General features: G+C 57.9%; 24 protein-coding genes, 1 tRNA gene and 1 pseudogene. 10 read left to right on the top strand and 16 right to left on the bottom strand.

What is annotated here, in order from left to right; genetic code table 11:
* Positions 1-3: 3 nt before the first annotated feature.
* The 3 genes and pseudogenes from NZ453_RS13235 to NZ453_RS13225 all read right to left on the bottom strand — a co-directional run bounded on the left by NZ453_RS13235 (position 4) and on the right by NZ453_RS13225 (position 2,711).
* Complete coding sequence (locus tag NZ453_RS13235) at positions 4-372, bottom strand: response regulator (protein ID WP_263771101.1); 369 nt, start codon at positions 370-372, stop codon at positions 4-6.
* A gap of 359 nt (positions 373-731) precedes the next feature.
* A pseudogene (locus tag NZ453_RS22210) lies at positions 732-998 on the bottom strand (methyl-accepting chemotaxis protein); the annotation flags it as partial.
* 1,101 nt (positions 999-2,099) lie between these two features.
* The gene (locus NZ453_RS13225) at positions 2,100-2,711 is read right to left on the bottom strand and encodes a glutathione S-transferase (RefSeq protein ID WP_263771098.1); all 612 of its coding nucleotides are present in this window, start codon (positions 2,709-2,711) and stop codon (positions 2,100-2,102) included.
* Between the two features lie 114 nt (positions 2,712-2,825).
* Here NZ453_RS13225 and purB point away from each other — a divergent pair, with 114 nt between their 5' ends.
* The 6 genes from purB to NZ453_RS13195 all read left to right on the top strand — a co-directional run bounded on the left by purB (position 2,826) and on the right by NZ453_RS13195 (position 8,643).
* On the top strand, positions 2,826-4,193 hold the full coding sequence (gene purB / locus NZ453_RS13220) for an adenylosuccinate lyase (protein ID WP_263771097.1): 1,368 nt from the start codon (positions 2,826-2,828) through the stop codon (positions 4,191-4,193).
* A gap of 29 nt (positions 4,194-4,222) precedes the next feature.
* Positions 4,223-4,543, top strand: coding sequence for a DUF2322 family protein (locus NZ453_RS13215; RefSeq protein WP_263771096.1), 321 nt, complete (start codon positions 4,223-4,225; stop codon positions 4,541-4,543).
* A gap of 148 nt (positions 4,544-4,691) precedes the next feature.
* A complete protein-coding gene (locus tag NZ453_RS13210) occupies positions 4,692-5,150 on the top strand; it encodes a c-type cytochrome (RefSeq protein WP_263771095.1) in 459 nt (152 codons plus the stop codon).
* A gap of 318 nt (positions 5,151-5,468) precedes the next feature.
* Entirely contained in the window at positions 5,469-6,446 is a 978-nt protein-coding gene (locus NZ453_RS13205; RefSeq protein WP_263771094.1) for a tripartite tricarboxylate transporter substrate binding protein BugD, read from the top strand.
* Positions 6,447-6,497: 51 nt separating this feature from the next.
* Positions 6,498-6,959 (top strand): tripartite tricarboxylate transporter TctB family protein, encoded by a 462-nt coding sequence (locus NZ453_RS13200; protein WP_263771093.1) that lies wholly within the window; start codon positions 6,498-6,500, stop codon positions 6,957-6,959.
* 181 nt (positions 6,960-7,140) lie between these two features.
* Positions 7,141-8,643, top strand: coding sequence for a tripartite tricarboxylate transporter permease (locus tag NZ453_RS13195; RefSeq protein WP_263771092.1), 1,503 nt, complete (start codon positions 7,141-7,143; stop codon positions 8,641-8,643).
* Positions 8,644-8,881: 238 nt separating this feature from the next.
* Here NZ453_RS13195 and NZ453_RS13190 read toward each other — a convergent pair whose 3' ends face one another.
* The 6 genes from NZ453_RS13190 to queA all read right to left on the bottom strand — a co-directional run bounded on the left by NZ453_RS13190 (position 8,882) and on the right by queA (position 15,135).
* Positions 8,882-9,583: a cytochrome b/b6 domain-containing protein gene (locus tag NZ453_RS13190; protein WP_263771091.1), complete on the bottom strand. Its 702-nt coding sequence runs from the start codon at positions 9,581-9,583 to the stop codon at positions 8,882-8,884.
* An 88-nt stretch (positions 9,584-9,671) separates the two neighbouring features.
* Complete coding sequence (gene secF, locus NZ453_RS13185) at positions 9,672-10,616, bottom strand: protein translocase subunit SecF (RefSeq protein WP_263771090.1); 945 nt, start codon at positions 10,614-10,616, stop codon at positions 9,672-9,674.
* Positions 10,617-10,628: 12 nt separating this feature from the next.
* Entirely contained in the window at positions 10,629-12,515 is a 1,887-nt protein-coding gene (gene secD, locus NZ453_RS13180; RefSeq protein WP_263771089.1) for a protein translocase subunit SecD, read from the bottom strand.
* Between the two features lie 84 nt (positions 12,516-12,599).
* The gene (yajC, locus tag NZ453_RS13175; RefSeq protein WP_263771087.1) at positions 12,600-12,923 is read right to left on the bottom strand and encodes a preprotein translocase subunit YajC; all 324 of its coding nucleotides are present in this window, start codon (positions 12,921-12,923) and stop codon (positions 12,600-12,602) included.
* A 57-nt stretch (positions 12,924-12,980) separates the two neighbouring features.
* Positions 12,981-14,099 carry a tRNA guanosine(34) transglycosylase Tgt gene (gene tgt / locus NZ453_RS13170; RefSeq protein ID WP_263771085.1) on the bottom strand — a complete coding sequence of 373 codons (1,119 nt, stop codon included), beginning with the start codon at positions 14,097-14,099 and terminating at the stop codon, positions 12,981-12,983.
* Positions 14,089-15,135, bottom strand: a complete 1,047-nt coding sequence (gene queA / locus NZ453_RS13165) for a tRNA preQ1(34) S-adenosylmethionine ribosyltransferase-isomerase QueA (protein ID WP_263771084.1) — start codon at positions 15,133-15,135, stop codon at positions 14,089-14,091. Before queA ends, tgt begins: the two co-directional genes overlap by 11 nt.
* Positions 15,136-15,221: 86 nt before the next feature.
* Here queA and NZ453_RS13160 point away from each other — a divergent pair.
* From NZ453_RS13160 to NZ453_RS22065, 3 genes are all read left to right on the top strand, one after another.
* A tRNA-Leu gene (locus tag NZ453_RS13160) sits at positions 15,222-15,308 on the top strand.
* Between the two features lie 280 nt (positions 15,309-15,588).
* Positions 15,589-16,023, top strand: a complete 435-nt coding sequence (locus tag NZ453_RS13155) for a hypothetical protein (protein WP_263771083.1) — start codon at positions 15,589-15,591, stop codon at positions 16,021-16,023.
* A gap of 114 nt (positions 16,024-16,137) precedes the next feature.
* Entirely contained in the window at positions 16,138-17,058 is a 921-nt protein-coding gene (locus NZ453_RS22065; protein WP_263771082.1) for a DMT family transporter, read from the top strand.
* Here NZ453_RS22065 and NZ453_RS13145 read toward each other — a convergent pair.
* The 7 genes from NZ453_RS13145 to NZ453_RS13115 all read right to left on the bottom strand — a co-directional run bounded on the left by NZ453_RS13145 (position 17,033) and on the right by NZ453_RS13115 (position 23,176).
* Positions 17,033-17,629 carry a MarC family protein gene (locus tag NZ453_RS13145; protein WP_263771081.1) on the bottom strand — a complete coding sequence of 199 codons (597 nt, stop codon included), beginning with the start codon at positions 17,627-17,629 and terminating at the stop codon, positions 17,033-17,035. The two genes, NZ453_RS22065 and NZ453_RS13145, sit on opposite strands and share 26 nt — an antisense overlap.
* Before the next feature lie 12 nt (positions 17,630-17,641).
* On the bottom strand, positions 17,642-18,373 hold the full coding sequence (locus NZ453_RS13140; RefSeq protein ID WP_420851652.1) for an amino acid ABC transporter ATP-binding protein: 732 nt from the start codon (positions 18,371-18,373) through the stop codon (positions 17,642-17,644).
* A gap of 36 nt (positions 18,374-18,409) precedes the next feature.
* Complete coding sequence (locus tag NZ453_RS13135) at positions 18,410-19,168, bottom strand: amino acid ABC transporter permease (protein WP_263771079.1); 759 nt, start codon at positions 19,166-19,168, stop codon at positions 18,410-18,412.
* A gap of 18 nt (positions 19,169-19,186) precedes the next feature.
* Entirely contained in the window at positions 19,187-19,957 is a 771-nt protein-coding gene (locus NZ453_RS13130) for an ABC transporter substrate-binding protein (protein ID WP_263771078.1), read from the bottom strand.
* A 349-nt stretch (positions 19,958-20,306) separates the two neighbouring features.
* Positions 20,307-21,008 (bottom strand): bifunctional 2-polyprenyl-6-hydroxyphenol methylase/3-demethylubiquinol 3-O-methyltransferase UbiG, encoded by a 702-nt coding sequence (ubiG, locus tag NZ453_RS13125; protein WP_263771077.1) that lies wholly within the window; start codon positions 21,006-21,008, stop codon positions 20,307-20,309.
* Between the two features lie 74 nt (positions 21,009-21,082).
* Positions 21,083-21,766: an OmpA family protein gene (locus NZ453_RS13120; RefSeq protein WP_263771076.1), complete on the bottom strand. Its 684-nt coding sequence runs from the start codon at positions 21,764-21,766 to the stop codon at positions 21,083-21,085.
* Positions 21,767-21,844: 78 nt separating this feature from the next.
* Positions 21,845-23,176: a TRZ/ATZ family hydrolase gene (locus NZ453_RS13115; protein ID WP_263771075.1), complete on the bottom strand. Its 1,332-nt coding sequence runs from the start codon at positions 23,174-23,176 to the stop codon at positions 21,845-21,847.
* 293 nt (positions 23,177-23,469) lie between these two features.
* Here NZ453_RS13115 and gyrA point away from each other — a divergent pair, with 293 nt between their 5' ends.
* Positions 23,470-26,124 carry a DNA gyrase subunit A gene (gene gyrA / locus NZ453_RS13110; RefSeq protein ID WP_275983194.1) on the top strand — a complete coding sequence of 885 codons (2,655 nt, stop codon included), beginning with the start codon at positions 23,470-23,472 and terminating at the stop codon, positions 26,122-26,124.
* Positions 26,125-26,145 lie beyond the last annotated feature (21 nt).

Below are 26,145 nucleotides of genomic sequence, written 5' to 3'. Positions count from 1 at the left end.
TTCCTACGGCTGGATCAACTTGCTCACGGCGGCGAGCATCTGCGCTGGCTGGAAGGGCTTGACGACCCAAGCTCGGGCGCCCGCGGCCTGGCCCTCCGCTTTCTTGTCGGCGCTTGCCTCGGTGGTCAGCATGACCACCGGCGTGAATTTGTAGGCGGCCAACTGGCGGGCTGCCTTCAGGAAGGCAATGCCGTCCATGTTCGGCATATTCACATCGCTGATGATCAGATGAATCTTCCGCCCGTCGAGTTTGGTGAGTGCGTCTTTACCGTCGCACGCCTCGATCACGTCATAGCCGGCGCCCTTCAGCGCGATGCTGACAACCTGCCGGAGCGACGCGGAGTCATCGACGATGAGAATGGTCTTTGCCATGGCCTGCCTCAAAAGAATGTGATGTCGGATTCTGCGTTTTGTCCGGCGGACGCCTTGCCGCCGCTATGCACGACGTGTTGTTCGGGCATGGTGTAGGTTTTCGAGAGGTCGGCGAGCCAACGCTCGGCGTCGATCCGCTCCGCCGCCGCGCCCGAAGCCTGCTGTTGCTTGCCGTCCTCAATGTTCTTGCGCAGCTTGTGCAGGTCGTTGTTGACGTGATTCAGTACTTGGCTGACGCGGTCCTGGAACTGCAGTGCCACGAGAACGTCTTCGATCTCGTGGCCGATCGCGATACCTTCCTGGCGCATTTCCGCCGACTCCTCGGTGAGCCGCGTGGCCGCATCGCCGAAACGCGAAATTACGTGCCCGATGACCTCGCTCGAACTGTTGACGAGTGCTTTGTCCTGTTCGGCGTACTGCTGTGAAACCGAAAGGGTTTCGGCGATGGAACGGTTGACGGTATCCACGGTGGTCGCGATCTTCTTGCCGGTTTCACCGGAGAGTGTAGAAAGTTTGCGTACCTCGTCAGCGACAACGGCGAATCCACGGCCGACATCGCCGGCTCGGGCGGCTTCGATCGCTGCATTCAAAGCGAGAAGATTCGTCTGATTGGCGATGTCGCCGACGTCTTGCGCCATACGTCGGAGCGCTTCGGTGTGGGCGGACAGGGCGGTTACTTCGGTGAGTAGGGCTTCCTTGCTGGAGAGCGCGGCGCGTAGCGCGGTGACGATGGAGTCAAGCTCCTTTTGTGCTTCCTGCAAGAGGGCAAGGATCGAGTTCTCGCCGGCCCTCGTATGCCCGTCGCCGCTATGAGAGGTCGTCGCCGCCAGTCGCTGCGAAATCTCGGCGAAGCGAGCCGTCAAGGCGGTCACCGATTCCTCGGTGTGCGCCCGAGCCATTTCAATCTGCCCCGCCCATACGGGCAAAACATCGACACACAAACGGTCTAGCCCGGCGATCGACCGTCTGCTTTCTTCTTCCATGGCGGTATGGATGCGGTGGCGCTCGGCCTCTGCTGTCGCGTTTATCACTCGGCGCCGGTCAATCATGTGCCATGCGGCAAGAAAGCCGCACAGGATGATGATTGAGGTCGCCAGGATGAAGGAGGCGAGGGAAACACCACCCAAATAGAAGAGGCTCCCGCCGGCAGAAACGGCAATCGCGGCGATCAGAAGCAGGGTGACGAGGTCGGGCTTGCCCGTACTCCTAGGTTGCCATCCTTCCGCACGTTTGATCTCTGTGAAAGCCATTTTCCCCCCTGCCATGCTGCGGGCGCGGTCCTGCCGTAACGGCAGGTACCCGCTTGACGGTGACCGTTCTTGCCCAATGTGGGAGGCAGCTTATGGGGTGGTACGAGAACAAAGGTTTCTGATCTGTGAAATAAGTTAAAAATCGGTTGCTTGACTGCTTACGCCCCCCGGACCTTATGCCCAGCCTAGTTTACGGATTGCAGGGGTGCAAGGCGCTTGCCTATGGGTATATAAGGTGGTCCTTCTGAGCCGAAGTGGCTCTGATTTTTGTCGGGGTTCGACCGTGCCAGTCGACGACTTTTCGTCTCCATCGCGCGTGTACGACAAGATGGGGGCGATTCGTGACAAAGCCGCCAGCCCGTGGGCGTCTGAGATGCGCGATCGCCCGGTGGCTTGACCAGCGGACAGAAAAACGCCGCTTGCGGGAACCCGGAAGCGGCGGGGGCGTGCAGAGGCGTTACGCCGGCGCGTACCGGCTTAGGCGTTGCGCGGAACGGTTTCGGCGAATGATGGCCGCGTCAGTAACTTGGTATGCAGTCGGGCGAGGTTGGGATGCGACTGGTTCCAGTCGATCTCCGGGAAACGGAATGCGAGGTAGCCTAGCGCGCAGCCTGCGCCCACATCAGCCAATGTGAAATGCGTACCCATGCACCACGTGCTCTCGCCAAGTTGCTCGGCCATGTAGTCGAGGCCGCGCATGATCTTGTCTTCCTGACGCGAAATCCAATCGGCGCTTTGTTGGGCTGCCGGGCGCTTCCTCTCGAGGAAAACCAGGGCGGCAGCGTCGCAAATACCGTCAGCAACAGCGCCCCAGCGTTTGACTTCGGCGCGCTCGCGATTCGATTCAGGCATCAGTTTGTTATTCGGCGCCACGCTGTCGATGTATTCGACAATAACCCGCGAGTCGAACAGCACCGTTGCATCGTCAAGAACCAGAACGGGAATCTTTCCCAGAGGGTTGATGCTCGGGACCGCGGTTTCGGGCGTCCACGGAGAATCGATCTCAAAATCGTATTCGATCTTCTTTTCCGCTAGCACAACACGTACTTTGCGCACGAAGGGGCTCGTGAGTGATCCGATGAGCTTCATTGGCTTCCTGTTACTGAGAGGTTCGCGGAAAATTATAGCATTGCCGAGGCCGCCAAATTGCGGGCAGTTTTCACGGGCAGGTAGAATAGCGAGTCAATTGCAAAGGATGCTTCCATGTCTTTCAACACGCTCACCTCATTGTCGCCACTGGATGGACGTTACGCTGCCAAGGTAGACGCCTTGCGCGAACACTTCTCCGAGTACGGGTTGATTCGTCGGCGATTGCAGGTCGAAATCGAATGGCTCAAGGCCTTGGCGGCTGAGCCTCATTTCAAGGAGATCCCTGCGTTCTCGGCTTCGACGGTCGCGGAACTCGATCGCTTGGTGCGTGAATTTGGGCCGGAACAGGCGGCCGAGGTGAAGGAAATCGAGGCCGTCACGAACCACGACGTCAAGGCGCTCGAATACTGGATCAAGAAGCGGCTGGCGAGCAATGAAGAGGTGATGCGCGTTTCGGAGTTCATTCACTTCGCGTGTACCTCGGAAGACATCAACAACCTTGCACATGCCCTCATGCTGAAGGCAGCGCGTGACGCGGCGTTGTTGCCAGCCTTCGACAAATTGACGGCGCGTTTGCGCGACATGGCGCATCAGCACGCCGATTTGCCCATGATGTCGCGTACGCATGGACAGCCTGCCACGCCGACCACGCTGGGTAAGGAACTCGCCAACGTGATCTATCGCCTCGACCGTGCGCGTGCTCACATTGCCGGCGTTGGCCTGCTGGGCAAGATCAACGGCGCCGTTGGCAACTACAACGCCCACCTTGTCGCCTACCCGGACTATGACTGGGAAGCTTTCGCGCGTCGATTTGTCGAAAAGCAGGGCCTCGAATTCAATCCCTACACAATCCAGATTGAGCCCCACGACGCGATGGCCGAACTTTATGACGCCTTTGCTCGGGCCAACACCATCCTGATCGATTTGGCTCGGGACGTCTGGGGCTATATATCGCTCGGCTACTTCCGGCAGAGACTCAAGGCCGGCGAAGTCGGCTCGTCCACAATGCCGCACAAGGTCAATCCGATCGACTTCGAGAACTCCGAAGGCAACCTCGGGCTCGCCAATGCGCTGCTCAAGCATCTCTCGGAGAAGCTGCCCATTTCACGTTGGCAACGCGATCTTACGGATTCGACTGTGTTGCGCAACATGGGCGTCGCTCTCGGTTACACCCTGCTCGGCTACGATTCGCTGCTGCGGGGCTTGGGCAAGCTAGAGGCCAATGCCGATGTACTGTGCAGCGATCTCGACGCTAACTGGGAGTTGCTTGCGGAGCCTATCCAGACCGTTATGCGCCGATACGGCGTGGCCAATCCGTACGAAAAGCTCAAGGAGTTAACTCGGGGCAATCGGGTATCGCGTGAGGTGATGCAGAGCTTCGTCGAGTCATTGGAGATTCCTCAGGAAGCCAAAGCGGCGCTGCTCAAGCTCACCCCTTGGGATTACACCGGCAAGGCGGCCGAACTGGCACATCGTATCTGATACGGGCAGTACGCGAGGACGATTAACCGATGTCGCAATTTGCGGAAAACCTGAAGAAACTGCCGCGGATCTCACACCTCGCGGCCATCAACCTGATCGATGCCGATGGAAATCTTGTGGCGGCAATCGAAAACAAGCCCGGTAGCCAAGGGTCGCTCGCTGTGTACAACCACCTTGCGCAAACCTACGGCGCCATTACTCCGGAAGCGGCGAAGAAGGGTTTGGAACTCTACGGCGAGCACACTCAAGACGCCCAGGCGAATCGGGGAAAGCATCCGAATATCGACCGCCTTCTCGATCTCATAGGCGAGAGCAAGACGTTGCGCATAAAGCATGTTTTTGCCATCTGAGCGGTGAAACCTTTGTTCTTCTCCGGCGCCTAAGGTCCCGGGTCCCGGGTCCCGGGTCCCGGGTCGCGGGGAAACGCGTGCTCCCGGCCGGGCCAAGGGCTAAACGCGGCTCACCGGCCGTTACCTTCACCTGAACGGAGTGAGAACCATGAAAAGAATCGTTGTTGCTCTTGTGCTCGCCGGTATTACCGGCCTTTCGATCGCCCAGCAAACGCTGAAGCCCGAAGACATGATCCATTACAGGAAGGCCGGGTTGTCGTTCATTTCGTGGAACATGGGCAAGATCAAAGCGAACATTGACGGCTCATACGACAAGGATCAGGTGGCCGTTGCTGCCAACGCCGTGGCGGCGGCGGCCAACTCCGGCTTGTTCGCCTCACTTTTTGCGCCGGGTACCGACAAGGAAATCGGTGGAGAAAAGACGCGGGCGAGACCCGAAGTGTTCCAGCAGCCAGACAAATTCCGCGACCTCGGAGCAGCCCTGGCCAAGGAAGCGAACGAGTTGGCCAAGCTCGCGGCTGCGGGCGATGCCGCGGCGGTGAAAGGCCAGTTCGGCAAGGTGGCCCGCTCGTGCAAGAACTGCCACGACGATTTTCGCAAAGATTAACAGTACGCTGGAATTGGTTTAGTCCGGCGATATGAGGCCATTGCGTGCGCTTCTGGCGGCATCGCGTCGCCGGGTTTAACCCAGGTTTTTGCCGTTGTACTGAGTGCCCCGGAGGAATACAATCGTCCGGGAGCACGGATTGACGGGGTCAGATTGCTATTCATCAAGCGATAACTCAAAAGGGATGCAAGGCATTACGGCGACAAAGAATCCGCTACAGCGGACAGCGCTGCATATGACTGGCGAATAGCCTTGTGGCATACGACCCACGAACGTTGAAACCGATGCGTTTACTTTCTAGGTCAGTGGAGGTGGATCGTGATTAAGAGTTCGTTGAAGTTTGCCGCGTGCCTTGTCGCCACGTTTTTCGCTGCACAGGCTTCCGCAGAGGACTATCCCTCGAAGGTCATTACGCTCGTCGTTCCGTTTGCGGCGGGCGGGCCCTCTGACACCGTCGCGCGGTTGACGGCTCAGTCAATGGGTACGATCCTCAAGACGCAGATCATCGTTGAAAACGTCGGTGGCGCCGGTGGTACCTTAGGGGCTGCTCGGGTAGCCCAAGCGAAGCCCGATGGATACACGCTTTTGGTCCACCACATTGGTCACGCTACGGCCCCCGCCCTTTATCGCAAACTGGCCTACGACCCCATCGGCGACTTTGAACCCGTCGGTCTGGTGAACGACGGCGCCATGGCACTTATCGCCCGTAAAGACTTCCCGGCCAAGGACCTCAAAGAGATGATCGCGTACGCCAAGGCCAACAAGGAAAAGATGAACGTCGCCAACGCAGGCGTAGGTTCGGCGTCCCACCTTTGCGGCATGCTGTTGATGTCGGCACTGAATACCGAATTCGTGACCGTCCCCTACAAGGGAACCGGGCCGGCAATGAACGACCTGCTCGGCGGGCAGGTGGATTTCATGTGCGATCAGACGACGAACAATGCCAGCCAAATCAAGGCCGGAAAGGTCAAAGCGTATGGCATGACGACGGCCAAGCGTGTTGCGGCTTTCCCCGACATCCCGACGCTGAGCGAGGCAGGCTTGCCGAACTTCACTGTCACCGTCTGGCACGCGATGTATGCGCCGAAGGGAACGCCGCAACCGATCGTGGACAAGCTATCGAAGGCGCTTCAGGAAGCGTTGAAGGACGCTACGCTGAAGCAACGCTTCGCCGATCTCGGATCTGAGCCGGTCAGCCAGGAACGTGCTACACCGCAGGCACTGCGTGCTCACCTCAAGGCTGAAATCGATAAGTGGGGACCGATCATCAAGAAAGCAGGCGTCTTCGCGGATTGATTTTTCCGCAGTCAATCCGGACACAACAAACGATCGGACAGGGGGGGCGCTTTGAATCCGATACGGAATAATGCGAAGGACTTTTTGACCGGCGTTATCTACGTTGCCATCGGCGTAGTCGCGGCCCTATTGAGCCGCGACTACGGGATGGGTAGTGCGGTCAAGATGGGGCCGGGGTACTTTCCAACCATCCTCAGTGGCTTGCTTATCGTGATCGGCGCTATTTCGATCATTCGTTCCTTCTTCAAATCTGGGACGCCACTCGGCCGTATCGCGTGGAAAGGCCTGTTTCTTGTTGCCGTCGCCACAGTACTCTTTGGCCTTGTTGTGCGCGGTGCGGGACTTGTCATCGCGCTTCCCGCGCTTGTTCTCGTTGCGTCGCTAGCGAGTACGCGATTCAGATGGGGTCACGCGTTGGCAATGGCGGCCGGAGTCACCGTCTTCTGCATCCTCGTGTTCCAGATAGGACTGGGTGTTCCCCTTCCGATCATCGGATCATGGTTCGTGGATTAGGTTGGCGGACGTGGCGGACTACAAGAGTTCGCAACTGATCGCCAATTCTTTCATCACTCAAGAGAGTTCGGATGTGCGGGGGAGGGTGGTGCGATTGCGCTGTGTTGTGCTCAGCACGGTTGGCGTTGAGCTAATGCATTTCCGCCCCGGTTCACAGAAACTCCGGGTATAGAGGCGTCTTATGGAACTGATTGCGAACCTTGGTCTTGGCTTATCGACGGCCATGACTCCGTTGAATCTCCTGTATTGCCTGGCCGGAGTCTTTCTCGGCACGTTGATCGGTGTGCTTCCCGGTCTTGGGCCGACAGCTACGATCGCGATGCTGTTACCGGTGACATTTTCATTACCACCCGTCTCGTCGCTGATCATGCTGGCTGGGATCTATTACGGGTCTCAGTACGGCGGTTCCACCACGTCGATTTTGGTCAACGTGCCGGGCGAAGCGGCCTCGGTGGTGACCGCCCTGGATGGCTACCAGATGGCACGCAAAGGGCGTGCGGGTGTGGCTCTTGCGACGGCGGCCATCGGCTCTTTCTTCGCCGGGACCGTGGCGACGGTTGTCCTCGCTCTGTTTGCACCACCCCTGGCGGAAATAGCGCTCAAGTTCGGCCCCGCCGAATTCTTCTCCCTTATGGTACTCGGGTTGCTCGCCTCGCTGGTTCTTGCTCGCGGCTCTCTTCTGCATGCTACCGGGATGGTCGTGCTCGGATTGCTGCTCGGCTTGGTCGGTGCCGACATTACCACCGGCACACAGCGTTTTACGTTCGGTATGGCGCGCTTGTCCGATGGGATCGGATTCGTCGTCGTCGCGATGGGCATGTTCGGTCTCGCAGAGATTGTTCGTAATCTGGAAGACGAGGACGACCGTTCCCTCATCGTTAAGAAGGTATCCAACCTGATGCCGACGAAGGAAGATTGGAAGCGGATGGTTGCTCCGATACTCCGGGGAACGGCGATAGGTTCGGTGCTTGGTATTCTGCCGGGGAGCGGGTCGATCCTCGGATCTTTTGCCGCCTACGCCATCGAGAAAAAAGTATCCAAGCATTCGGCTGAGTTTGGCAGCGGCGCGATCGAAGGAGTCGCGGCACCGGAATCGGCAAACAACGCGGGTGCGCAGACGTCCTTCATACCGATGCTGACGCTCGGGATACCGTCGAACCCGGTCATGGCGCTTATGATCGGAGCGATGATCATTCAGGGCATTCAGCCCGGGCCATCCGTCATCAGCGAGCAGCCGGCACTTTTCTGGGGCATCATCGTTTCGATGTGGATCGGCAATTTGTTCCTCGTCGTGCTCAATTTACCGCTAGTCGGAATGTGGGTACGCATGGTGAGCGTGCCTTACCAGTTCCTGTTTCCTGCGATCCTCGTTTTTTGCGGTATCGGCGTTTTCAGTCTTAACAATACCGAATTCGACGTCTTCGTAATGGCTATCTTCGGCGTTGTGGGGTACATCTTCGTCAAACTTGATTGCGAACCTGCTCCGATGCTGCTGGCGTTTATTCTCGGGCCAATGATGGAGGAGTACCTACGGCGAGCCTTGTTATTGTCCCGCGGCGATCCGATGATCCTGATACAGCGGCCGATCAGCGCCGTAATGCTCGGGCTTGGCGTGTTGGCCATTGTGGTCGCGAGTCTGCCGATGTTTTACAAAAAGCGGGAAGAAGCTTTCCAGGGCGATTAACCCCCGACCTGCGACGGCCGACCGCTTTGCTCGCGCTTGTTTCCAGCCCCCCGCCGGATGCCAGGCGGGGCAAGGAGATGAATCGGCAATGTACAGAAGATGGACGCTGGCCCGCGTGGACAAAGAACTGCGCGTCCGTCGGGTCTCGGCCGAGATGTTGATTAAAGGCGTGCCCCGTCGTTGGTTATCTACCGACCTTGCCGGTTATTAAGCAGCCGAGAGTTCTTTGCTTCCCTAGTCACCGACCGTTCGCTGCTTTTGCCACGGCCGGGAGTGGTGAATCATGGCGCAGCCAAGCGCCCGAACCGGCGTACATCGCGCCAACGGCAATGGCAATAGCAACGATAAGCGCTGCCCTACCGCCACCCTTTGAGGGAGGCTCTTGCCTACGCGGAACTGCCTTCCACCCGGTAATCATCGGCCTTATCAAGTCTTCCTTCCTGACTGCGGCATAGAACGCGATAGCGACAATGTGGAGCCCGATCAAGGCGATCAGGATGTTGATCGAAAGCTTGTGGAAACCGGTCAATCGGTCACTTAACGCTTTGTCGACAAGTTGTGAAAGCGGACCGTTGAACACGATGTCGTCATTGGAAAACAGGCCCGTTGCGACCTGCAGCGCGATCATCACCAACAGAGCAACGACAGAAAGCGCCCCCAACGGATTATGCCCAATACCTTGCCAGCGCCCGTGTAGATAGTCCGCTATGGCAGCCGGCCCGCGGACAAAGTGAGTAAAGCGGGCGTATGTCGGTCCTATGAATCCCCATACCAAGCGGAAAACAATGAGTCCGAGAATCGCGATGCCGATCCTTGCATGCCAGTCCATGGCGTCGCCGCCTACTTTGCCGGAAATTACCGCGGCAATCACGAGGAGAACGAGAAGCCAATGAAAAATGCGAACCGGCAAGTCCCATAACTTGATACGTTCATGCTCCATGAGTTCTCCTCAAATGAAAACGGGCGCCTTTCGGCGCCCGTGATGAAGAAGCTGGCTCGGATGGCGCCGACGAGTCGGCCATTACAGACTACACCACCGCGCCGTCCTCGTTGGCTCCTTCAATCTGTTTCTTAGGCTTGATGAAGTGCTCGCGTGAAACGCCGAGCCACATGGCAAGCGGGCTGGCGACGAGTACCGACGAATAGATGCCGAACACGATACCGATGGTCAATGCCATGGCGAAGTAGTGCAGCGTTTCGCCGCCGAAGAGCAGCATGGAAATGGCCATCATTTCCGTACAACCGTGGGTGATGATCGTCCGCGAGATCGTGCTCGTAATGGCGTGGTCGAGTACTTGGGGGGTCGTCAATCCGCGTACGCGGCGGAACGTTTCGCGCACCCGGTCGAAGACGATGACGGATTCATTGACCGAGTAACCGAGCACAGCCAATACGGCGGCCAGCACGGCCAGCGAGAATTCCCACTGAAAGAAGGCGAAAGCACCGAGGATGATGACCACGTCGTGCAGGTTGGCAATAATCGCTGCTAACGAGAAGCGCCATTCGAAACGTAGACTGAGGTACCCGACGATGCCCAGGATGACAAGCATGAGGGCCAGCGCACCGTTCTCGGCAAGTTCTCGGCCGACTTGCGGGCCTACGAACTCGACGCGGCGCAACGATGCACCCGGAGCTTCGGCATCGAGTACGCGCATGACGTCCTCGCCGATCTTTGCCGAATTCTGTTCCTCCTTTAGCGGGAGGCGGATCATCACATCCTGGCTGGAACCGAAGTTCTGCACAGCGATGTCGGTATAACCGCCTTTGGTCAATCCCTCGCGGATCTTGGCGAGGTCGGCTGTTTGCTGATAGTGCGCCTCGATGAGTGTGCCGCCGGTGAACTCTACCGACAGGTGCAGACCGCGCGTAGAAAGGAAAAATACCGCCAGCAGAAAGGTGATCAACGAAATGACATTGAACACCAGCGCATGGCGCATGAAGGGAATGTCTTTATGGATGCGGAAAAATTCCATGATGTCGTTTCCTTATTTGCTGGCGGGCGCACTGCTGCTTGCGGTATTGCCTGGTTTCCAGATCTGCCCGATGGCCAGCGATTCGAGCTTGCGGCGGCGACCGTAGATCAGGTTGACCAGCGCTCGCGAGACAACGACGGCGGAGAACAACGATGTCAAAATGCCGAGGCAATGCACCACGGCGAAGCCGCGTACCGGTCCCGAGCCGAAGATGAGAAGCATCAGGCCGACGATCAGTGTGGTCACGTTCGAGTCGAGGATCGTGTCGAAAGCGCGGTCATAGCCCGTGTGGATTGCCGCCTGAGGGGTTGATCCGCCGCGCAATTCTTCCCGGATACGTTCGTTGATCAGCACATTGGAGTCAATGGCCATGCCGAGCGCCAGGGCGATGGCGGCGATACCCGGCAGCGTCAAGGTAGCCTGGAGCAAAGAAAGCAGCGCAACCAGGAACAACAGGTTCGAGGCAAGCGCAATGACCGAGATTAGGCCAAACATGACGTAGTAGACCGTCATGAACAGGGCGATGCCGGCGAAACCCCACAACGTGGAATGGAAGCCCTTGTTGATGTTGTCCGCGCCGAGGCTCGGCCCTATGGTTCGTTCCTCGATGATTTCCATTGGCGCGGCAAGCGAACCGGCACGCAGCAGGAGTGCTGTATCGTTAGCTTCCGCAGTGGTCATGCTGCCCGAAATCTGCACGCGACCACCGCCGATCTCGGTGCGGATGACGGGGGCGGTAACGACTTCGCCCTTGCCTTTCTCGATAAGCAGGATCGCCATGCGCTTGCCGACGTTCTCCCGCGTGATATCGCGGAAGATTCTCGAACCGGTCGAGTCGAGGTTGAGGTGGACAGCCGCTTCCTGCGTCTGGCTGTCGAAGCCCGGTTGGGCATCGGTGAGTCGATCGCCGGTCAATACAACCTGTTTCTTGACGAGCAGCGGGCGGCCACCGCGTTCAACATAAAGCTCGGTTCCGAACGGAACTTGGCCTGCCATCGCCGCTTCAAGCGCACCCGGCGTGTCGTCGACCATGCGGATCTCAAGGGTCGCCGTACGACCGAGAATATCCTTGGCCTTTGCCGTGTCCTGCACGCCCGGCAGTTGGACCACGATACGGTCAGCTCCCTGCTGCGCAATCACAGGCTCGGCGACGCCGAGTTCGTTGATTCGGTTATGCAGCGTACCCATGTTCTGTTTGATCGCGGATTCCTGAATCTTCTTCAGGGCAATCGGCTTCAACGTGGATACCAGTCGGAGATCGTTTCCCTCACCTTGATCGGCGAGTTGCAATTCGGGCTGTGCATCCTCGAGCGCAGCGCGGGCTTTGGTGCGCGTTTCCTCGTCGCGGAAACGAATCACGATACGATCGCCTTCGCGATTGATACCGGCGTGGCGGACATTCTTGTCCCGCATTAGCGTACGCAGGTCGGCACTGATCGAATCCAGGCGCTTGGTCATCGCGCCCTTCATGTCAACTTGGAGCAGGAAATGGACACCGCCACGCAGGTCCAGGCCGAGATACATCGGCAGGGCATGGAGGCTGGTCAACCATTGGGGAGAGGCGGAGAGCAGGTTCAAAGCCACGACGTACTGCGGATCCGACGGATCAGGGTTGAACTGTTTCTCTAGAATATCCTTGGCCTTGAGTTGCGTGTCGGTGTTCTTCAGCCTGACCTTCACGCCGTTGGTGTCCAGGAACGCACCATTGACGTCGACTCCGGCGGTCTTCAGCGTACTTTCAACGCGTTCGAGGGTTTTTGTATCAACTTTAAGTGTTGGCTTGCCGCTCGACACCTGAACGGCAGGCGACTCGCCGAAAAAGTTCGGCAAAGTGTAAATCAGGCCGATCAGCAACGAGATCGCGACGACGGCATATTTCCAAAGCGGATAGCGGTTCATGTGCGGAGTGTGCAGTGAGGGTAAATCGCGAATCGATTCGGGGGCGGGGGAGTTCCCCCGCGCGCCAATCCCGAAAAGCAGTTCTTATATATTCTTGAGCGTGCCCTTAGGAAGCACGGCCGCGATGGCGGGCTTCTGAACCTGGATTTCGACTTTCTCAGCGATTTCCACCGTCACGAAATCTTCAGCGACTTTGGTAATGCGGCCCATGATGCCGCTTTGCATCAAAACCTCGTCACCCTTCCCGAGGGCTTCAAGCAGGGCCCTGTGCTCTTTGGCCTTCTTTTGTTGAGGACGAATCATGAAGAAGTAGAGCGCGACGAACATCAGGATGATCGGCAGGAATTGCATGACGCCGTCCATGGGGCCGGCGGCGGCAGTCTGAGCATAAGCGTTGCTGATTAGCACATTGATCTCCTTGGGGAATATGGAACGAAACGCGACATTAGCGAAAAAGTTAGCGGGCTATTGTATCACTGCGGTCTGACCGCGTCCGGCAAGGAACCGAGCAGCGTATTCCTCGAGATGCCCTGCCTCTATGGATCCCCGGAGTTCGCGCATAAGCGTCTGATAGAAGCGGAGATTGTGGATGGTATTGAGTTGTGCGCCGAGAATCTCGCCCACGCGGTGCAGGTGATGTAGATAAGCGCGCGAGAAGTGGGTGCAGGTGTAGCAATCGCAGCTTTCGTCGAGCGGCCGTGTGTCGTTCTTGTACTGCGCGTTCTTTATCTTGATATCGCCGTAGCGGGTAAACAGGTGCCCGTTGCGTGCGTTGCGCGTCGGCATTACGCAGTCGAACATGTCGATACCGGCCAGCACGCCGGCGACCAAATCTTCCGGGGTACCGACTCCCATCAGGTAACGCGGCTTGTTCGTCGGCAATTGGGGTGTCGTATGCGCGAGAATCCGCGCCATCTCTTCCTTAGGCTCCCCGACGGAAAGCCCGCCGATTGCGTAGCCATCGAAGTCGAGCGATGTAAGTTCCGCGAGCGACTCGTCGCGCAAGTCCTCGAACATCCCGCCCTGCACGATGCCAAAGAGAGCGTTCGTGTTGCAAAGACGACCGTGCTCCGCACGCGAACGCTGCGCCCAACGCAGCGAAAGACGCATGGAGTGGGCCGCTTCGTCGCGGGTCGCCGGGTAGGGCGTACATTCATCGAAGATCATGACGATATCCGAGTTCAACGCGTGCTGGATGCGCATCGATTCTTCGGGCGTCAGAAAGAGTTTGTCGCCGTTGATCGGTGAAGAGAACTTGACTCCCTCTTCTGTGATCTTGCGCAAAGCTCCCAGCGAGAACACCTGGAAACCTCCCGAATCGGTCAGGATTGGGCGTTCCCATCCCATCATCTTGTGTAGACCGCCGTGCGCACGCACGACTTCGAGGCCTGGACGCAGCCAAAGGTGGAACGTGTTGCCGAGGCAAATCTGCGCTCCGATCTCAACGAGGTCGCGCGGCGTCATTGCCTTTACGGTCCCGTAGGTACCCACTGGCATGAAAACAGGCGTTTCGACGATGCCATGGGCCAGGGTAAGCCGGCCTCGGCGCGCGGAGCCCGTGGTCGCGAGGAGTTCAAACTGCATGATCTTGTTGTTTCTCCAGAAGCATGGCGTCACCGTAGCTGAAGAAGCGATAACGTTTGGCGACTGCGTGACGATAGGCGGCACGGATAGCGTCCATGCCAGCGAAAGCGGAAACGAGCATGAGCAAGGTCGATTTCGGTAAATGGAAGTTGGTGATCAGACGATCGACCACGCGGAACTGGAAGCCCGGGGTAATGAAAATATCAGTTTCCGCCGAGCCAGCATGCAGGCTCCCTGTGCGCCCGGCGGATTCGAGTGCCCGCAAGCTCGTTGTCCCGACGGCAACAACGCGGCCTCCCACGTGATGTGTGTGAGCGATCGCGTCGACCGTGGCCTGTGGAATGTCGAAGCGCTCCGAATGCATCTTGTGTTCCGCAATGTCGTGAACCCGGACAGGTTGGAACGTTCCGGCGCCTACGTGCAGCGTCAGCCAGGCGAGACCGACTCCATGAACTTGCAGGCGGTCGAGCATCGGCTGATCAAAATGCAAGCCGGCGGTTGGCGCGGCGACGGCCCCGGCGCGGCGCGCATATACGGTCTGGTAGCGGTTCTCGTCGTCAACCTCTGCAGGATGCTCGATGTAGGGCGGCAACGGGAGCCGGCCATGTTGTTCGAGCAGCGCGAATAGACTCCCCGCTCCGGAAAGCTCCAACGCAAAGAACTCACCCTGGGTGCCCGTACGTCCTGTTACTTGCATCTCAAAAGCGTCTTCAAGAATGATCCGGGAGCCCGGTTTCGGGGATTTGCTGGCCCGTATCTGCGCGATAGCATGGCGATCGTCCACGATGCGCTCGATCATCACCTCGATGTTTCCGCCGGTTTCCTTTGCCCCAAACAGACGCGCCCTGATGACTCGGGTATCGTTGAAAACAAGGAGGTCGCCGGGCAAAAGAAAGGATACGAGATCAGCGAACCGGCAGTCTTCCTGCTTTTCGCCGGCGACATGCAGCAGCCGGCTGGCTGTCCGTTGTGGCGCAGGATGCTGAGCGATTAACTCAGGCGGAAGGTCGAAATCGAAATCGTCAAGGGTTAGCATGAGAAAAAGCTTTGTCCGGCGGCTTGTGAGTTCGGAATGAATCGGGGATAATTCGGCCTCCTTTGGTTCGTCTCACGCGAACTCTGGCCGGGATGGCGGAATTGGTAGACGCACTGGATTCAAAATCCAGCGGTGGTGACACCGTGGGGGTTCGATTCCCCCTCCCGGCACCAAAAAAACCCCTACGAATCAATCACTAGCAAAGCTGCGAATTATACCACGCGGCACGGCTGGTCCTTCGCCTTTTCGTGCGGGTTGCACTGTTCGTCTAGTATCGGCGCAGATGAACCGCATATGCCGTCTCGTGCTGGGGCGTTCGGAATCTGCGGGACACAGTTAATGCCTCCTCCTTGCCTTGTGTCCGTATTCGTTAATTGCATACGGCATGGTCTAGAATCGTCTTTCCTCGCCGTGGCGCGAGGGGCGCAGTACTTGGGCTAAATCGGAGGGTTCATGGAGTTTTTGACTGTCGTCATTGCGGCCGAAGACGACGAGTACGTCGCCGTCGGGGAATCGACAAACCCGCTTGCCGAATGGAGCGGGTTCGAAGCAAACGGCATTGACACGATGCGCCTCGCAATCCTGCATTCCGTGCTTACCGGTGACTCGCTCCAATCGGCACTCGATACCTACGAGCCGATCTATGTCGCAGAGAACGAGACATCTGTGCTTCGCATCGCGGATGAACTGTTCGATAAGCTCGTCGATCTTGAGGATGATGCGCTTGTTTCCGTGAGCGAGGAGCTCGCGGCCACGGAAGAGTTCGAGAGCGCCGGCTGGGATGCGGAAGAACTGATCGCCCGCCTGGCCCCGCTGGCCGAGCTTGCGCGGCTTGCAGAATCGCAAGCGCAAATCCTGCTCGTGTGGATTTACGCTGTTCCGGAGTAGGGGAAAGAAGGGCTCTCATTCCGGTTCTTCTCGTGCGAGGTCCGCTAAGCCCGCCCCGCTAGGGCGTCGGCGTGTCCTGCGCTACACTTTCAGGTTTCCTCCGCAATTCGAACTGTGACACGTACTCGAGCAAATTTTCTCCTTCTCGCGGTCGCTCTCATTTGGGGGTCGGCGTTCGTCGCTCAGGCCCAGGGAATGAAAGGACTGGGACCCTTTACATTCACGGGGGTGCGCTTCCTATTGGGCGTCTGTGTCGTCGCGCCGCTGGCGTGGAGGGATTGGCGGCAGATTGCGGCACGCGGATTGAAACCGGGGCGACGTGAGGCGAGTGGGATCTTGGTGTTGGGATTGCTCTTGACCTTCGGTGCCGTTTTCCAGCAAATTGGTTTGGTTTCGACTTCCGTAACCAACGCAGGGTTTCTTACCGCCCTTTACGTTCCCCTCGTGCCCGTCGCCTCGTGGGTGATTATGCGCGTGCATCCCCACTGGGCGGTCTGGCCCGCCTCGCTTGGCTGCGTGGTGGGGACGTGGTTGTTGTCCGGGGCCGGTAACGTGAGCCTTGGGGTCGGGGACGCCTGGGTTATTGCGAGCAGCATTTTTTGGGCGCTGCACGTGCTGTTTGTCGGGCGCATTGCTGACCGCATGGAGGCCCCTTTTCTCGTCGCCGCGGGCCAATTCCTGACCTGTGGCATTGCCTGCCTACTCTGGGCACTCCTGACGGAAACGATCACGGTACAGGCCATCCTCGGAGCGGCTGTGCCGATCGTCTATACCGGCGTTCTTTCTGTTGGTGTGGCCTACACCGGGCAGGTAGTTGGGCAACGCTACGCGGAGGCGGCCGATGCGGCGGTCATTCTCTCCGCCGAGACCCTGTTTGCGGCCTTGTTCGGTTTCCTGATGATGGGGGATCGGTTAAGCCCGACGGGGCTCGCGGGGTGTTCTCTGATCTTCGCATGCATCCTGGCGGTGCAACTGGTCCCTCTCTGGCCGGCGCGCGCACCGGCGGGTGTTAGCCTAAACGAAAAGCGATCCTGATTCCCGAGATCAGCATTTGCACCGCCATGGTGGTTAGGATCAACCCCATTAGGCGTTCCAGCGCTTCCATGCCGGCCTTGCCGAACAGACGGGCAAACCAACCCGAGGCGAGCAGGCATACGGCGTTTATGGCGCTTGCTATTACGACCGCGCTGAGCCACACCGTCATTTGACCGGACTGTCGTGAGGCAAGCAGCACCGTAGCCAGCGCCGAGGGGCCGGCGATCATCGGAACGGCGAGGGGGACGATGAACGGTTCCCCATCCATTTCGTGTTCCGCTGAACCACGATCGGCTGGTGGAAAAACCATGCGCAAAGCGATCAGGAAGAGAATGAGGCCGCCAGCGATTTCGAGTGCGGGGTCGCTCAACTTCATCGCCACGAGAAGGTGGTCGCCGACGAAAAGAAAAACGATCAGAACGACGACTGCTATGGCGCATTCGCGCAGGATGATCGCCGGGCGGCGTGATTGAGGAACGTTGCGCAGGAGGGAAAGAACGAATGGAATGTTGCCGAGCGGGTCGAGTACGAGCAGCAGGACGAAAACAGAGGAAAACAGCTCGCCGTTCATGCCTAGGCCGCGCTAGAAGCCGTGCCGTACCTGCGACAGGAACGCTTGTGCCCGCTCATGGTCCGGATTGGTGAAGAATGCGTGGGGCGTCGTGTCCTCCAGGATCGTCCCCTCGTCGAAGAAAATCACCCGGTCTGCAACTTCACGGGCAAAGCCCATCTCATGGGTGACGACCAGCATTGTGATCCCCGTGTGTGCCAACTCGCGCATGACGGTCAATACTTCATTGACCATTTCCGGGTCGAGCGCTGAGGTTGGCTCGTCGAAAAGCAAAACCTTCGGGTCCATAGCCAAGGCGCGGGCGATAGCCACCCGCTGTTGCTGGCCGCCGGAGAGTTGGACCGGGTATTTGTGGGCCTGATTCTTTAGACCGACGCGGTCGAGCAGGGCCAGCGCCTTCGCCTCAGCCTCATCGCGCCGCATTTTCCGCACGCGCATTGGAGCCAGCGTGATGTTCCTGAGAATCGTCAGGTGGGAGAACAGGTTAAAACTCTGGAAAACCATGCCCACCTCGCGCCGTATGGCATCGAGATGCTGGATATCGTCGTTGAGTTCGATTCCGTCGACGATGATCTCGCCGCCGTCATGGGTTTCGAGTCGGTTCAGTGTGCGCAGAAAAGTCGATTTCCCTGATCCCGACGGACCGACGATAGCCGTCACCTGTCCTTCGAAAAAAGTGGCGCTTACGCCGCGCAACGCATAAAAGGAACCGAATCGCTTGTCGACATTGCGCGCGACGATGATCTGCTTTTGATTATTGGGGTCGCTCATGCTGATCGATTACCGTTTCTGACCGACCTCAAGCCGCGTTTCGAGGGCTGCGGTGAGGGTTGTAAATGCTGTCGTCAGGATTAGGTAAATGACGCCTATGGTGAGGAAAACGGGTACTGGCTGATAGCTTTCCGCTTGCACACGGTATCCGACCATCGTCAACTCGACGACGCTGATTACATAGGCCAACGAAGAATCTTTGACGAGAGAGGCTAGGTTGTTGGCTAGCGCTGGAAGAGCAACGCGCAAGCTCTGCGGCAACACGACATCGACAAAACCTTGGAGGGGCGTAAGCCCGAGAGCGCGCGCGGCTTCGATTTGGCCATGCGGAACGGCGAGGATGCCGGCACGCACGCATTCGGTGTTATAGGCGCCGACGTTAAGTGCCAGAGCGATGGCCGCACACGCAAAATCGGAGAGCACAACCCCCTCGGGAAGAATGGACGGCAGTGCCAGCCATACGAAGAGAATCTGCAGAAGTAGAGGCGTTCCACGGATCAGCCACACGTAAAAGTCGCAAAGCCAGCGTAGCGGCAGAAATTTCGAGAGCTTGCCCATTCCCGCGATCACGCCTAACACCACACCGGCCGACCCGGAGATCACCGTCAGCCATACGGTGATCCGGGTACCTTCCGCGAATTGCTGCGCCGCCGGACCGATCGGGTCCGGTGCGGCGGACAGCGGAATTGCTACCCCCCAAAGAAAAAACAACAGACCGACCATGGACCCGAACATCGTCCATCCGGGATAGCGCTTCGTCCAGTTCATTTTGACGTACGGGCGTTACTAGCGACAGGTAATGTCCGTCTTGAAATACTTGTCGGAAATCGTGGCCAGCGTGCCGTCTTTCGTCAAATCGGCGAGGGCTTGGTTAATCTTATCCATAAACTCCTTGTTGTCCTTGCGCATAATGAGCGATACGCGCTCCACAAAAACCTGCTCGCCAGCCACGATCCCTGCATCCGGGGTTTTCTTCAACGTCTCCATAATCGTGAAGCGGTCGGAAATCCACGCGTCAATTTTCTTTGCCTTGAGTGCTGAGAATGCTTCCGGGTCGGCCTTGTAGGTCTTCACTTCCTTGACTCCGGGAATCTTCTTCGCTGCCTCGAAATAGCTCGTCGCGATTTGTACGCCGACGGACTTTCCCTTCAATGACGCTACCGTAAGCGGGCCGTCCTTTGGTGCAGCGATCTGGCCGCCGGTGCAGTAGTGCGGGCTGGCGAAGTCGACCGCCTTCGCACGCTCCTTCGTATAACCGTGCGAGGCGATGGCGAAATCGAACCGATCTTGCTTGACGGCGGCCAGTTGAGCGTCGAAAGGAACGACTTTCCACTCGAGTTTCAAGCCGAGCTTCTTGGCTAGTGCTTCGGCGACGTCGACCTCGTAGCCGGTAAGTTTGGAGCCTTCATAGTAATTGAACGGCGCAAAGGCCCCCTCGGTTGCGGCAACGATCGTTCCGGATTCCTGAATCTTTTGCCAGTCACGAGCTAGGGCGGGGGTGGCAAGCAGCATCGAGAACGGAACGACGACGGTCAGCAGTCGAGTCAAGAATCGCATGAATGGCTCCTTGGATGTGGAAATTTCGCAAGGATACACCGGCACGGCGGCAGAGTCCTCGCCTCATCGCAAAAGGCGCTGAGGATACAGGAATCACGACATGTTGAACAAAAGAAAAATATCGTCTTCTCTTGGAACGTGACTAGAGGAAACAGACGGTTGCCGTGAAACGTGTGCTGGGAGGCGTTTCTTGTGTAGCCCCGGCTTTGCTTAAGCCTCGGCAAAAGTCCCGACAGGCCGAGAACAACCGAATCGGTGACCGTATCCGCATGGCGTCACGTAGTTATTCGCCAAGGAGAACGGCAGCGAGGCCATGCCTGAGTGGATCGAAGAAAGAGCCTTTCTTGCCCTAAGCCGTGATCTTGACGGTGTGCATGAGGTAGTTGACGTCGGTATCTGAACCGAGCCAGTACCGCTTGCTCAGTGGGTTGTACGACATGCCAATCAACTCATCAGGCTCCAGTCTCGCTCCCTTGGCCCATCGCGATAGCTCGGATGGTCTAATGAATTTGGCATATTCGTGCGTGCCTTTTGGCAGCATGCCAAGGACGTACTCTGCTCCAATCACCGCCAGGAGATACGCTTTTGCGTTTCGATTCAGCGTCGAGAAGAACACATGTCCTCCCGGTTTGACGAGTGCCGCACATGCCGAAATAACGCTCGCCGGGCGAGGAACGTGTTCGAGCAATTCCATACAGGTTATGGCATCGAACGCGGATGGCATTTCCTGCGCCAAGTCTTCAACCGAAACATGTCGGTAACTGACTTGCCGACCGCTTTCGAGTAGGTGCAGCCGGGCGACGCCGAGCGCTTTTTCCGACAAGTCGATGCCGGTTACTGTGGCGCCAAACTCAGCCATGCTTTCCGACAGGATGCCGCCCCCACAGCCTACATCAAGGACGTTCTTTCCGGCGAGTGAGGCATGGTGGTCTATCCACCCCAAGCGAAGAGGATTGATATCGTGCAGCGGTTTGAACTCGCTGCTCGGGTCCCACCAGCGATGAGCAAGCTGGCTGAATTTGTCGAGTTCTGTGGCGTCAGCGTTAACCATTGGGAAAGGGTATCACCGAATTCCAGGAATAAAAAAGCCCTGCCGGAGCAGGGCTTTCTTTTCAACTTACCGAGTTACTTCGACGTGCCGATGATTTCGATATCGACGCGACGATCAGGTTGCAGGCAAGCGATAACTTTCTGGCTCTTCGGACCCTTGCAATCGCCCGGCTTGGTGACCGGCTGCTTGCTGCCCTTGCCTTCGGTATAGACACGGTTGGCCGGGATGCCCTTGCTGACCATGTAGTCCTTGACCGCAGCAGCGCGCTTTTCAGAGAGCTTCTGATTGTAGGCGGCGCTACCAATACGGTCTGCGTGGCCAACCGCGATCACGACTTCGAGCACGAGGTTGTTGGCCTTGGCGACGACTTCGTCGATCTTCGCCTTGCCTTCGGGACGCAGAGTCGACTTGTTGAAGTCGAACAGAGCGTCGGCGGCCACCGTGATCTTGTCACCAGCAGGCTTCGTTGCCGCAGCGGCAGGAGCAGCGGGAGCAGCGGCAGGAGCAGCAACCTTCGGTTCGCAGACTTCCTTCGGCAGCAGATCCTTGTCGCACTTGCAGCCGTTCGGATCCTTCGCCGCCGCTGCTGGCGTCCAGTAACCCGTACGCCAGCACAGGCCCGTGCTGTTCGTCGCAACTTCACCGCGACCGTCGATAAGGTAAACGCTGTCAACCGCCTGGGCTTGCGCCAACGACGCGAAGAGACCAAGAGTTGTGGCCACTACGGCGAAAATTGAATGTTTTACAGTTTTTTTCATCTGGATTCACCTCGTTAGTTATAGCCCGCGGAACCGACTCCGCTTGGCCCGTTACGCCTAATTATCGGGAAAACTTGATCAAAAATTGCGCGGACGAATTTGATTCTGCCACAAAGCGCCGAGTTTTATCAACTCCAATTCGTCCATAGCAAGCAAGATGCCGTCTTCCACTCGGCATTCGCCAGCCACCCAAACATCGGTAACAGACTCGCGTCCAGCGACATAAACCAGGTGCGAAATCACATCATAGCATGGTGAAAGACCGATGTCATGAATATTGACGGCGCAGATATCCGCGAATTTTCCTACGGCAATCGTTCCGATCTTCTTGTCGAGACCCAGCGCTTGCGCTCCGCCAAGGGTCGCCATGCGTAGGGCAAAGTGTGCGGGTACGGCGTCGGCCTGGCCGCTGAACCCTTTTGCGAGCAGGGCTGCGAGGCGCATCTCCGCGAAAATGTCCAAGCGGTTGTTACTTGCCGCTCCATCCGTTCCCAGCCCTACGTTTACTCGGCTGGCGGTCAGTTGAGCAATGGGGGCGATGCCAGAGGCTAGCTTCAGATTTGAACTCGGGCAGTGAGCGACGGAACACCCGTGATCTGCCAATAAGTCAATTTCGTTTGGTTCCAAATGAACGCCGTGTGCGGCAATCAGGCTCGGGCTCAGCAGTCCTAAGCCTCGTAGGCGTTCGACGGGGCGAACGCCGAATTTTTCTATGCCAATGGCAAGTTCCTGATGAGTTTCATGTAAATGGACATGGATGGGGAGATCACATTGCTCGGCGAGCGTTAACGCTTTGCCAAAGTTGCGATCGCTGACCGTGTAAGGAGCGTGCGGGGCGATGCAAAACCCGAGTAACGGTTCGTCTCGCAACTCGTCGCGTGCGGCAAGTCCTTTTGCAAAGTAATCATCGGCGTCTGAGGCGTAACTCGTTGAAAAATCGAAGGTGATCAGGCCAAGTACGGCACGGATTCCAGACGCGAGGACCGCCTTTGCTGCCGCTTTCGGGAAAAAATACATGTCGTTGAAGCAGGTAATGCCTCCCCGCAGCATTTCGGCGCACGCGAGCAGTGTTCCGTCATGCACGAATTGCGCGGAAACATGCCTGCTTTCAGCGGGCCAAATGTGATTTTCCAGCCATTCCATGAGCGGAAGGTCGTCTGCGAGCCCTCGGAGCAGTGTCATTGCTGCATGCGTATGCAGGTTTACCAACCCTGGGATCAGCACGTGATGGGGGAGGCATTTTACTTGGCGAGGCGTGAAACGATGGACAACATCGGGCTGTTGCAAAATTGCAACAATCTTGCCTTCGTCGATTACTACGGCATGATTTTCAAGGACGGCGTTCGCCGGCTCGACGGGGACGATCCACTTTGCTTCGATAACAAGATCAACGGCGACGGGTGCGTTCATGAGGCGTGTTCTCGTACATTGGGGGGAGGCGAAAAAGTCCGGGAAAGCGGCCCTAGCTTACTTTGCTTCGGAGCTAACACGAAGCGCGGATGTCGTCATTTGCTTCGTCGCGAGGAAAGAATCAAGGGCTTGGCTGTGTCTAGACGGCGATTTCCCCATATGCCTCGTTTATTTGCCGATGTTCCGGGGTAGAGCGCTCAGGTGGTAGAATCAAACGTTTCCGCAGACGCCAACATCGCCCCCGAAGTTCGGTTTTTCGCACGAATTCCCCGAATAGATCAATGGAACAAGCCTTGGAACTCTTTGCTAAAGAAACGCTTCCGATCAGCCTGGAAGACGAAATGCGGCGTTCATACCTCGATTACGCCATGAGCGTCATCGTCGGACGAGCGCTACCGGACGCGCGCGATGGTTTGAAGCCGGTGCATCGCCGCGTCTTGTTTGCAATGCACGAACTTTCGAACGACTGGAATAAACCCTACAAGAAGTCAGCGCGCGTCGTCGGGGATGTCATCGGTAAGTATCACCCCCATGGTGATACAGCGGTCTATGACACGATCGTCCGCATGGCGCAGGATTTCTCGTTGCGCTATATGCTCGTAGACGGCCAAGGGAACTTCGGTTCGGTCGACGGCGACAGCGCGGCGGCGATGCGCTATACCGAAGTCCGGATGGCCCGTATTGGGCACGAGCTGCTGGCGGATATCGACAAGGAGACGGTTGATTTCGGCCCGAACTACGACGGTTCCGAGCAGGAGCCGTTGATCATGCCGACGAGGATCCCGAACCTCCTGATTAACGGTTCGTCAGGAATCGCCGTCGGTATGGCGACGAACATTCCGCCGCACAATCTGAACGAAGTCGTGGATGCCTGCCTAGCACTGCTGCGCAATCCGGAAATGTCTATCGACGATCTCATCGATATCGTCCAGGCTCCCGATTTTCCGACGGCGGGCATCATCTACGGCGTGTCTGGGGTGCGCGAAGGATATCGGACGGGGCGCGGTCGCGTGGTGATGCGCGCCAAGACGCATTTCGAACCGATCAAGGGCAGCGCCGATCGGCAAGCGATCATCGTCGACGAAATTCCTTATCAAGTAAATAAACGGGCATTGCTCGAAAAGATCAGCGAACTGGTCAACGAAAAACGGATCGAAGGCATTTCCGACCTGCGCGACGAATCCGACAAATCGGGTATGCGCGTCGTAATCGAACTCAAGCGCGGTGAAGTGCCCGATGTTGTTCTCAATTGCCTGTATAAGCAGACGCAATTGCAGGATACGTTTGGCATGAACATGGTGGCCCTTGTCGACGGGCAGCCGCGGTTGCTGAATCTCAAGCAAATGCTCGATTGCTTCCTCGCCCACCGGCGGGAGGTGATTACTCGGCGCACCGTGTTCGAGTTGCGCAAGGCGCGCGAGCGGGCCCACATCCAGGAGGGGTTGGCGGTCGCCCTCGATAACGTGGATGAAATCATCGCGCTGATCAAGGCTTCACCGACCCCGGCAGACGCGCGGCGCGGGTTGATGGGACGGCTCTGGTCATCACACACCGTTGCCGAGATGCTGGAGCGCGCGGCCCTTGATGCGACGCGCCCCGAGGGGCTGGGGCTTGAGTACGGTTTGTCCAAGAGCGGCTACCTGCTTTCCGAGGCCCAAGCCCAAGCAATTCTCGACCTTCGCTTGCAGCGTCTGACCGGCCTCGAGCGCGACAAGATCGTTGCTGATTTCAAGGAAGTGATCGAACGGATTGCCGACTTGATGGACATCCTGGCGCGTCCGGAGCGTATTACGGAGATCATCGGCGACGAACTCGTGGCTGTCCGCGCGCAATTCGGCGACAAGCGGCGGTCGGAGATCGTTATCGACACCCAAGACCTGTGCATGGAAGACTTCATCACCCCGCAGGACATGGTGGTGACGCTCTCGCACTCGGGTTACGTCAAGTCGCAACCGCTCGCCGATTATCGTGCCCAACGGCGGGGAGGCCGTGGCAAGCAAGCGGCAATCATCAAGGAAGATGACTTCGTTGATCATCTCTTCATCGCCAACACGCACGACTACATCTTGTGTTTCTCCAACCGTGGCCGTGTGTATTGGCTCAAGGTTTACGAGGTACCGCAAGGAACGCGAAACAGTCGCGGCAAGCCCATCGTCAACATGTTCCCGCTCGAGGAAGGCGAGAAGATCAACGCCATCCTCTCGATCAAGGAATTCACCGAAGACCGCTATATCTTCATGTGCACGGCGCAGGGCACTGTCAAGAAAACACCGTTGTCCGATTTCTCGAATCCGCGCAAGGCAGGGATCATCGCCGTCGCTCTGGACGAAAATGACTTCCTGATCGGTGCCGAGATCACCAGCGGAACTCAGGACATCGTCCTGGTCTCCGACGCCGGTAAAGCGGTGTGGTTCGACGAGGAGGACGTGCGCCCGATGGGCCGCACGGCTCGTGGCGTGCGCGGCATGAAGCTGGGTGACGGGCAGCAAGTCCTTTCGCTGCTCGTTGCCGAGAACCATCAGGAAACGGTGCTTGTAGCCACAGAAAACGGTTATGGGAAACGTACGGTGCTCGCTGATTTCCGGCACTCGGGGCGCGGTACTCAAGGCGTCATTGCGATCGCGGCGAGCGAGCGCAACGGCAAGGTGATCGGCGCGCGTCTGGTGCGCGACGAAGACGAGATCATGCTGATTACCACGGGCGGCGTCCTGATCCGCACGCGTGTGCGTGAAATCCGCGAACTCGGGCGGGCGACGCAGGGCGTGACACTCATCTCTCTCGATGAAGGCGAGAAACTCGCTGGGATCGAAAAAGTCGTTGAGACGGAAGACGAGCAGGAGAACGGAAACGGGGTAGCACCGAGCGAGAATGGCAACGATACCGACGTTGGAAACGGACCCGCCAACGAAGGCGACGGTGAAGGGACCCCGACCGAGACGCCCGAATAGTCTGGATAGCCACCGCGGAAA

Origin of the sequence: Propionivibrio soli, from assembly GCF_025770765.1 — a bacterium.
Lineage (GTDB): Bacteria > Pseudomonadota > Gammaproteobacteria > Burkholderiales > Rhodocyclaceae > Propionivibrio > Propionivibrio soli.
This window is presented reverse-complemented; position numbering and strand designations above follow the sequence as displayed.